The following is a 10,326-nucleotide window of genomic DNA, read 5'->3' as shown; positions in this document are numbered from 1 at the left end:
TCCGGTATGGCTCCCACCGGCCCGCCTCAGGACAGACCGAGCTCGTCGTCGACGAAGTCGAACAGCTCGTCGTCGGACAGGCCGGTGAAATCGGCGGCCGCGCCGTTGTTCTCGGCGGCACCGTTCCCGGTGCCCGTCGGTGCGCCGATCAGGTCCGTCAGGCGACGCACCGCCTCCGCGTGCTCCGCGCCACCGGGTTCCAGGCCGCGCAGCCAGTCCGCCAGATCACCGACGCGGTCCGTCCCCGCCGCGGCGGGCCGACGGGCGGTGATCAGGCTGTCGAGGTGTTCGGCCAATCGCTGCGGCGTCGGATGGTCGAAGATCACCGTCGTCGGCAGTTGCGCGCCCGTGGCCTCGGAGAGCCTGCGCACCGTCTGCACCAGGGCGATCGAGTCGAACCCGAGTTCCTGGAAGGTGGCGTCGGCGGTCAGGGGCGCGGTGTCGGTGTAGCCCAGCGCGGCCGCCGCGTGCTGGAGCACGGTGCGGCGCAGCACTTTCGCGCGTTGACGGGCGGGCATGTCGGCCAAGCCGTCGATCAGCTCGACCGCGGGCCGCGCCGTCTGCGTCGCCGCCACCCCGGACAGTTCCTCGAGCAGTCGACTGGGCCTGCGGACGGCGAACGCCTCGAAGAACGCGGGCCAGTCGATGTGGGCGACCACCGTAGTGGTCGCGTCGTTGCCGAGTGCCCGATGCAGTTCGCGCACCGCCCGTTCCGGGGCCATCCCGACGATGCCGCGGCGGCGCAGTTCCCGCCCCACCTCGTCGGCTCCCATCCCCTCGCCCGCCCAGGCGCCCCAGGCGACGGCGGTCGCCGGGATGCCGTCGGCGCGCAACCGGTGGGCGAAGGCGTCGAGGTAGGCGTTGGCCGCGCCGTATCCGGCGAGCAGACCGCTGCCCCACACACCCGCGCCGGAACTGAACAGCGCCAACACTGCCGGATCGGCCGGATCGATCAGGCGCGCCAGATTCCGCGCGCCGACGGTCTTGGCCGCCATGTCCTGGGCCAGCGTCGCCGGTGTCATCGCCTCGACGGCGACCGGTTCGGCGATGCCCGCGCAGTGCACGACGGTGCGCGGGTCGCGGCCGTCCGCGCGCAAGCGGTCGAACAGCGCGGACAGCGCGTCGAAGTCGGCGACATCGCAGGTCTCGACAGCCAGCGTCGTACCGTGCGCGGCGAGGTCGGCTCCGAGCGCTTCGGCGTCGTCCGCGGCCATGCCGCCGCGGCTGAGCAACACGAGGTGCTCGACGCCCTCGGCGGCGAGCCAGCGGGCGACGTGGCCGCCGAGCGCGCCCGTCCCGCCGGTCACCAGTGCGGTCCCGCCCGGCCGCCAGCCCGCCGCGCCGGGTCCCTGCGCGCGTTCGCGCCGCAGCCTGCGCACGTGCGCGCCGTCCGCGCGCACCGCGATCTGGTCCTCGCCGTCGCGGTTGCCCAGCGCCGCGAGCACCGCCCGCGCGCCCGCCGCGTCCAGCGTCTCGGGCAGGTCGAGCAATCCGCCCCAGCGGTCGGGCAGTTCCAGGCAGGCGATGCGGCCGAAACCCCACAGCGCGGCCTGGGCGGGATCGGCGGGCGCTTCGTCGCCGAGTGCGACGGCCCCGCGGGTCGCCACCCACAGCGGCGCCGCGAAACCCGCGTCGCCGAGCGCCTGGGTGAGCAGGACGGTCGCCACCGCGCCCGCCTCGATCCACGGGAATTCGCCGTTCGCTCGGGCGTCGAGGCCGAGCAGCGAGAGCACGCCGACGACGTGCTCGCTCTTGACGGCCTCGAGCGCGCGCGCCAGGGAAGCGCGATCCACGCTGGCCGTGTCGATCTCGAGCACCGTGGGCTGCACGCCGATGTCCTCCAAGGCGCGCACGCTATCCCGCGCGCCCTCGTGACCGGCGGGCAGCAGGACCAGCCATTCGCCGTCGGCGGGTTCGGCGAACCCGGCGGGTGTCCACTCGACGCGATAACGCCAGGATTCGGCGTTGCCGGGACGGTGACCCGCGCGCCACCGGGACAGCAGGGTCAGGGCCGTGTCCAGCGCCCCCGCCTCCGCCTCGGTGTCGACCTCGAGCACGCGCGCGAACTCCGCGACGTCGCCGCGCTCGACCGACTCCCACAGCGCCCGCTCCGGGCCCTGGACCGCGGCCGTGTCGACGGCCCCGTCGATCCAGAACCGCTCGCGGTCGAAGGCGTAGGTCGGCAGGTCCACCCGGCGGGCGTCGCGGCCGGCGAACAGCGTCGACCAGCGCACCTCCACACCCGCCACGAACGCCTCGGCCAGCGACAGCAGGAAGCGATCCGCGCCGCCGTCGTCGTGGCGCAGCGACCCGATGACGCGCGCGTCGCCCGGTTCCAGGCCCGCCGCCTCGATCGACTGCCCCACCGGCACCGTCAGCACCTCGTGCGGACTGGCCTCCACGAACGTTCGGTAGCCCTGGTCGACCATCGCGCGGACCGCGGTGTCGAACAGCACCGGATCGCGCATGTTGCGGAACCAGTACCCCGCGTCGAGCAGATCCGGCTCCCCGTCGGCGACCACGGTGGAGAACAATCGCGCGCCGCCCTCGGGCGTCGGCGTCAGCCCGGCGAGCGCGGCCACCAGCGGTTCGCGCACCACGTCGACCTCGGCCGAATGCGAGGCGTAGTCCACGGGGATCCAGCGCACCCAGACGCCGTCGGCCACACAGCTGTCGTACACCTCGGCCAGGACCTCGGCCGAACCGGACAGCGTCACCGTCACGGGGCCGTTCACGGCGGCCACGGAAACGCCGTCGTCCCAGCGCCGCAACCGGTCCCGCACCCGGTCCACCGGTTCGGCCACCGACATCATGCGGCCGGTACCACCCGCCGCGACCACGAGTTCCCGCACCAGACGACTGCGCACCGCCACGATCCGCGCCGCGTCCTCCAACGAAAGCCGACCCGCCACACACGCCGCGGCCACCTCACCCTGCGAATGACCCACCACCCCGTCCGCCCGCACCCCGAAGGACTCCCACAACGCCGCCAACGACACCATCATCGAGAACAACACCGGCTGCACCACATCCACGCGATCCAGCGACGGCGCGCCGAGTTCGCCGCGCAACACCGCCGTCAGCGACCAGTCGACGTGCGGGGCCAAGGCGCGCTCGCACTCGGCGATGCGCTTGGCGAAAACTGGCGCGGCGGTGAGCAATTCGACCGCCATACCGGGCCACTGCGCGCCTTGGCCGGGGAACACCAGCCCCACGCGGCCCGCGCGATGCGCGCGCCCCATCGCCACCCGCGCTCCGGGGCGCTCCTCGAGCACCGTGCGTCCCTCGACAACCGCGTCGAGTCCGGCGAGTAGGTCCGCGCGGTCCTCGCCGAGCACGACCGCGCGGTGCGGATGCCGCGCGCGGGTGGTCAGCAGCGAATAGCCGACGTCGACCGGGTCCAGCGCGGGATCGGCGAGGATGCGCTCGCGCAGTCGGCGCGCCTGTCCGGCGAGTGCTCCCGCAGAACGGGCCGACAGCACCCAGACGACCGGCCCGGCCGGCGGGGCGTCCGGTTCGGCGGGCGGCGACGGCTCGGGCGTCCGCGCGGGCGCCTGCTCGATGACGATGTGGGCGTTGGTGCCCGAGACGCCGAACGCGGAGACCGCCGCGCGCCGCGGGCGCTCGGACTCGGGCCAGGCCCGCGCCTCGGTGAGCAGTTCGACACCCGATTCCGGCCAGTGCACGTTCGAGGTGGGGGCGTCCACGTGCAGCGTCTTGGGCAGTACGCCGTGGCGCATGGCCATGATCATCTTGATCACGCCCGCCGCGCCCGCCGCCGCCTGACTGTGCCCGATATTGGATTTGATCGACCCGAGCCACAGCGGATGTCCGGCGCGCCCCTGCCCGTAGGTCGCCATCAGCGCCTGCGCTTCGATCGGATCGCCGAGGCTGGTGCCGGTGCCGTGCGCCTCGACGGCGTCGACGTCGGCCGTCGTGAGGCCCGCGTCGGCCAGCGCGGCACGGATGACCCGCTCCTGGGACGGCCCGTTCGGGGCGGTCAGGCCATTGGACGCGCCGTCCTGGTTCACCGCCGACCCGCGCAGCACGGCGACCACCGGGTGACCGTTGCGGCGCGCGTCCGACAGCCGTTCCAGCACGAGCACGCCCATGCCTTCCGACCACCCGGCCCCGTCGGCGCCGTCGGCGAACGATTTGCACCGGCCGTCGACCGACATCGCGCGCTGGCGCGAGAACTCGACGAAGACCGTCGGCGTGGAATTGACGGTCACACCCGCGGCCAGCGCCATCGCGCATTCCCCGCGGCGCAGCGACTGCATCGCCAGATGCGTGGCCACCAGTGACGACGAGCACGCGGTGTCGACCGTCACGGCCGGGCCGACCAACCCGAAGGAGTACGCGATACGGCCCGAGGCGACACTGCCCGCCGAACCGACGCCCCAGTAGCCGCCGAGATCGGGACGGGTGCGGGCCAGCGATTCGTAGTCCTGGTGCATGACGCCCGCGAAGACGCCGGTCTCGCTGCCGCGTACCGAAGTCGGGTCGATGCCCGCGTCCTCGAACGCCTCCCACACCCCCTCCAACAACAACCGCTGCTGCGGGTCCATCGCCAACGCCTCGCGCGGACCGATGCCGAAGAAGCCCGCGTCGAAATCGGCGACGTCGGAGAGGAATCCGCCGGATCGGGAGTAGGTGGTGCCGGGATGGTCGGGGTCCGGGTCGTAGAGGCGCTCGACGTCCCAGCCGCGGTCGTCCGGGAACTCCGAGACCGCGTCGATCCCGCCCGCCACCAGATCCCACAGCGCCTGCCCGGAGGTGACGCCACCCGGATACCGGCACGCCATCCCCACCACCGCGATCGGCTCGTCGGCCGCGACGCCGGTCACGACCGGCACCCGCGGCCGGTCCGCGCGGGCGGGCTCGAGCAGTTCCAGCAGTCGCCCGGTGACCGCGCGCGCGGTCGGATAGTCGAAGACCAGCGTCGGGGGCAGGGTGAGGCCGGTGGTCGCGCCGAGACGGTTGCGGAACTGCACCGCGGCCAGCGAGTCGAAGCCCAGATCCTTCAGCGCGCGTTCGGGATCGATCGCGCCCGCGTCGCGGTGGTGCAGGACGGCGGCGATGTCGTCGGCGACGACCCGCAGCAGATGGTCCTCGCGTTCGTGCGCGGGCACCTCGGCCAGTCGGGCGCGCAGTTTCGCGCCGGGTTCGCCGCGCTCGCGCACCGCCGCGTCGACGGGGATCAGGGTGTCGAAGGCGGCGGGCAGCGTCCCGGCGCGGCCCATCGCCCGCAGCGCGCCGACGTCGAGCCGGATCGGGCTGAGAACGGCGGCCCGCGACGCGGTCGCGGCGTCGAACAGGGCCAACCCCTGCGCGCCGGACAGCGGGAGGACGCCGAGCGCCGCCAACCGCACCATGTCCAGATCGCCCAGATCGCGGGTCATCCCGGTGTCCAGGGCCCAATGACCCCACGCCAGCGACGTGCCGGGCAGTCCCGCGGCGCGGCGGGTCTGGGCGAGCGCGTCCAGGAAGACGTTGGCGGCGGCGTAGTTCGCCTGCCCCGGACCGCCGAGCAGACCGGCGGCCGAGGAGTACAGGACGAATCCGCGCAGGTCGTGATGCGCGGTGGCCTCGTGCAGGTTCCAGGCGGCGTCCACCTTCGGCGCGAGCACCAGGTCCAGTTGTTCGTCGGTCAGCGAACCGATCGTGGCGTCCGCCAGGACGCCCGCGGTGTGCACGACCACCCGCAGCGGCGCGCCGGGTTCGATCGAGTCGACCAGTGCCGTGACCGCGTCGCGGTCGGCCACGTCGCAGGCGGCGACGCGCACCGACGCGCCCAGCCCGGTCAATTCCTCGGTCAGCGCCGCCGCGCCGTCGGTGTCCGGACCACGCCTACTGGCCAGCACCAGGTGCCGCACGCCGCGCTCGGTGACCAAGTGGCGGGCCAGCAGCGCGCCCAGACCACTGACGCCGCCGGTGATCAGCACCGTCGACTCGCCGTCGAACAGCTCCTCGGCCTGCGAATCACCGGAGGCCGCACGCAGTTTCGGCAGGTGGAGTTTCCCGTCGCGCACCGCGAGCTGATCGGTGTCCGCCCCGATCGCGAGCCGGACCGCGCGCGTCCAGCCCTCCGGGTCCGCCGCCGGGTCGACGTCGACGTCCGCGAGCAGGAAGCGGCCCGGATTCTCGGCCTGGGCGCTGCGCAGCAGACCCCACACCGGCGCGGCGGCCAGATCCTGGGCCGCGTCGGCCGTCACGGCGACCGCGTCGCGCGTCGCCACCACCAGTCGGGTCTCGGCGAGTTCGGGGGTGCCCAGCCACTCCCGCAGCAGCGACAGCGCCCGGCCGGTGACCAGTCGCACGCCCTCGGGCACCGGGACGTCACCGGGTGATGGCAGCACCGCGACAACGGTTTCCGGCTTCTCCGGCCCGACGGCGACCGAAGCCACCTCGGCGTGCCATCGCACCTGGGCGTCGAACGAGTCGGGGCCCAGGTGCGCCGCGAGGACGGTCAGCGGTTCGGCGGACGGTCGCGGCGCGCCCGCGCCGACCCAGTCGAGGACGTACAGGGATTCGGCGCGACGCGGACGCGCGGCCGACAACTGCGCGGCCGAGATGCGCCGCGAGGACACCGAGTCCACCGAGACGACAACGTCGCCGCGCGCGTCGGTGGCGACCAAGCTCACCGCGTCCTGACCGGCGGGCGCCAAACGCACTCGCAGCGGCCCGGTTTCGTGCCCCTGCCGCAGGAGCACGCCCGACCAGGCGAAGGGCAACGCGACCTCGCCGGTGACGTCCGAGCCGCCCGCGTCGAGCAGCGCGGCGTGCAGCGCGCCGTCCAGGGCCGCCGGATGCACCAGGAATCCCCCGGCGCCGTCCGGGGTCTCGACCTCGGCGTAGATCGCCTCGTCGTCGCGCCAGACCGCGCTCAAACCGCGGAAGGCCGGACCGTAGCCGATCCCGGTCGCGGCCAGCGCGTCGTACCAGTCGCCGATCTCGACGGCGCGCGCGCCCGCGGGCGGCCACACGCCCCACCCGTCGCCCGTCGCCGTCCCGACGGGCGCGACCTCGGCGCCCAGCGAGCCGGTGGCGTGCCGGACCCAGGCGCCCGCGTCGTCGTCCGCGCCGGAATGCACGCTGAACTCCGCGCGGCCCTCGGCATCGGGTTCGCCGACCCAGACCTGGACCGCGACGGCCGCGCCGACCGGCACGATCAGCGGGGCCTCCAGCACCAGTTCGGCCAGCACCGGGCTGCCGACCCGCTCGCCCGCCGCGACCGCGAGTTCCACCAGCGTCGTCCCCGACACCACGACCTCGCCGAAGACCGAGTGGTCGGCCAGCCACGGGTAGCGGTCCACCGACCAGCGGCCGGTCCACAACCGGCCGGAGCCGTTGGCCAACCGCACCGAACCCGCCAGCAGCGGATGTTCCGCGCCGCGCAGACCGAACGCGCGCAGGTCGCCGGTCTCGGCGGGCACCGCCCAGAACCGCTCGCGCTCGAACGGATAGGTGGGCAGGTCGACCCGCCGCACCGCGCGGCCCTCGAACAGCACCGGCCAGCGCACGTCCGCGCCCGCCACGTACGCCTCGGCCAGCGCGGTCAGCATCCGGTGCGCGCCGCCGTCGTCGCGGTGCAGCGAGGCGATCACCCCCGCCCGCACACCCGCGTCGGCGATGGTCTCCTCGGTGCCCAAGGTCAGGATCGGATGCGGGCTCACCTCGACCAGGACATCGTGTCCGCCCGCCAGCATGGCCCGGGTGGCGGCCTCGTAGCGCACCGGTTCGCGCAGATTCCGGTACCAGTAGGCGCCGTCGAGGGTTTCGGCGGGCACCACCGAGCCGACGACCGTCGAGTGGAAGGCCACCTCGACCTCGCGGGGCCACAGCGAGGCCAGTTCACGGATCAGACGGTTCTCCAGCGCGGCCACCGCGGGCGAATGGGCGGCGAAGTCGACGCCCGGCACCATCCAGCGCATGATCCCGGCCCGCGCCAGGACACGCTCGAAGCGTGCCAGCGCCGCCGGTTCGCCCGCCACCACCACCGACTGCGGCCCGTTGATCGCGGTGATCGAGATCTTGTCGGCGGCGCCGTCGAGCAGCGAGCGCACGGTGGCCTCGGATTCCACGATCGAGAGCATCGCGCCCGCGCCGACGATCTCGTGCTGGATGAGCTGACTGCGCACCGCGACGATCCTGGCCGCGTCGGCCAGCGACAGCACCCCCGCCACGCACGCCGCTGCGATCTCGCCCTGCGAGTGGCCGACCACCCCTTCGGGGCGGACGCCGAAGGACTCCCACAGCGCCGCCAGTGACACCATCATCGAGAACAGCACGGGCTGAACGACATCGACGCGTTCCAAGGTGGGCGCGCCGGGAGCGCCGCGCAGCACGTCGAGCAGATCCCAGTCCAGATGCGGTGCCAGCGCGGTCGCGCACTCGGCCACGCGTGCTGCGAAAACCGGTGAGGTGTCGAGCAGTTCGACCGCCATCCGGTCCCATTGCGCCCCTTGGCCGGGGAAGACGAAGCCGACCCGGCCCGTCCGGTCGGAACGGCCGGTCACCACCCGCACGCTCGTGCGCTCGGGAACGTCGGCGCGGCCCTCGACCACCGCGGACAGGCCCGCGAGCAGATCCTCCCGGTCCGTGCCCACCACCACCGCGCGATGGCTCAGCCGAGCCCGGCCGGTCGCCAGGGAGTACGCGATGTCGACCACGTCCGCGTCCGCGTCGGCGCGCACCCGCTCCCGCAGTCGCCGCGCCTGTTCGGCCAGCGAACCGGGCGAGCGCGCCGAGAGCACCCACACCACCGGGCCGTCCGCGAAGACGCGCGGGGCGGGTTCGGCGGGACGCAGTTCGCGCACGGCGGCGTCGGCCACCGGTTCGGGCGGCGCCTGCTCCACGATGACGTGCGCGTTGGTGCCGGAGACGCCGAAGGACGACACACCCGCGCGCCTGGGCCGGTCGGCCGCGGGCCACGCGCGCTGCTCGGTGAGCAGTCGCACGCCCGCCCCGCTCCATTCCACCTTCGGGGTGGGGGTGTCCACGTGCAGGGTGCGGGGCAGCACGCCGTGGCGGATCGCCATGATCATCTTGATGACCCCGGCCACGCCCGCGGCGGCCTGGGTGTGGCCCATGTTGGACTTCACCGACCCGAGCCACAGCGGTTCGCCGTCGCGGCCGAGTCCGTAGGTGCCCGCGAGCGCGCGGGCCTCGATCGGGTCGCCGAGCACCGTGCCGGTGCCGTGCGCCTCCACGGCGTCCACGTCGCCGGTACCCAGTCGCGCGTCCGCCAGCGCGGCGCGGATGACGCGCTCCTGTGACGGACCGTTGGGCGCGGTCAGGCCGTTGGACGCGCCGTCCTGGTTCACCGCCGACCCGCGCAGCACCGCCAGCACGGTGTGCCCGTGGCGGCGCGCGTCCGAGAGCCGTTCGAGCACCAGCACGCCCAAACCCTCGGACCATCCGGTCCCGTCCGCGCCCGCGGCGAAGGATTTGCACCGGCCGTCGGGGGCGAGCCCACGTTGCCGCGAGAACTCCACGAACACACCGGGAGTCGCGTTCACCGCGACGCCTGCCGCGATGGCGAGACCGCATTCGCCGCGTCGCAACGACTGCATCGCCAGATGCGCGGCCACCAGCGAGGACGAGCACGCGGTGTCCACCGTCACCGCCGGGCCGACGAGCCCGAAGGAGTAGGCCAGCCGCCCCGACAGGACGCTGCCCGCCGTGCCGATACCCCAGTAGCCGCCCAGATCGGTGCCGCTCGAGCGCGCCAGATGGGCGTAATCCGAGGTGGATCCGCCGATGAACACGCCACTGTCGCTGCCGCGCAGCGCGATCGGGTCGATGCCCGCGTATTCCAGCGCCGCCCAGGTCCCCTCCAGCAGCAGACGCTGTTGCGGGTCGGTCGCCAGCGCCTCGCGCGGGCCGACGCCGAAGAACTCGGCGTCGAAATCTGTTGCCCCGGCGAGAAATCCGCCCTGCCGGGTGTAGGTCGTTCCGGGATGGTCGGGGTCGGGGTCGTAGAGTCCGTCCACATCCCACCCGCGGTCGCGGGGGAAATCGGCGATCGCGTCGCCGCCCTCGGCCACCAGATCCCACAGCCGTTCGGGGGAATCGATGCCACCGGGATAGCGGCACGACATCCCGACCACGGCGATCGGTTCGTGGGTCCGGTCCTCGGAGTCCTGGATCTGCCTGCGCGCCGCCTGCAACTCGACCGTGACTCGTTTGAGGTAGTCGAGCATCTTCTGGTCGTCCGTCATGGATCAACGCACCCCGAATCACTGTCGATGGAACAGGAACATCCGACGCATCCCACATTTACCGGAGCGGGATCAAAGGCCGCAAAGTCGATGAATCGCAGCG

At 73.5% G+C, this 10,326-nt stretch carries 1 protein-coding gene; it reads right to left on the bottom strand.

Features of this window, described 5'->3' with window-relative positions; translation table 11 throughout:
• Positions 1 to 26 precede the first annotated feature (26 nt).
• Positions 27 to 10,223, bottom strand: coding sequence for a type I polyketide synthase (locus ON30_RS35675; RefSeq protein WP_051030469.1), 10,197 nt, complete (start codon positions 10,221 to 10,223; stop codon positions 27 to 29).
• Positions 10,224 to 10,326 lie beyond the last annotated feature (103 nt).

It is taken from the genome of Nocardia takedensis NBRC 100417 (assembly GCF_000308695.1).
Lineage (GTDB): Bacteria > Actinomycetota > Actinomycetes > Mycobacteriales > Mycobacteriaceae > Nocardia > Nocardia takedensis.
Note: the sequence above shows the minus strand (reverse complement) of the source record. Positions and strands in the feature narration are given on the sequence as shown.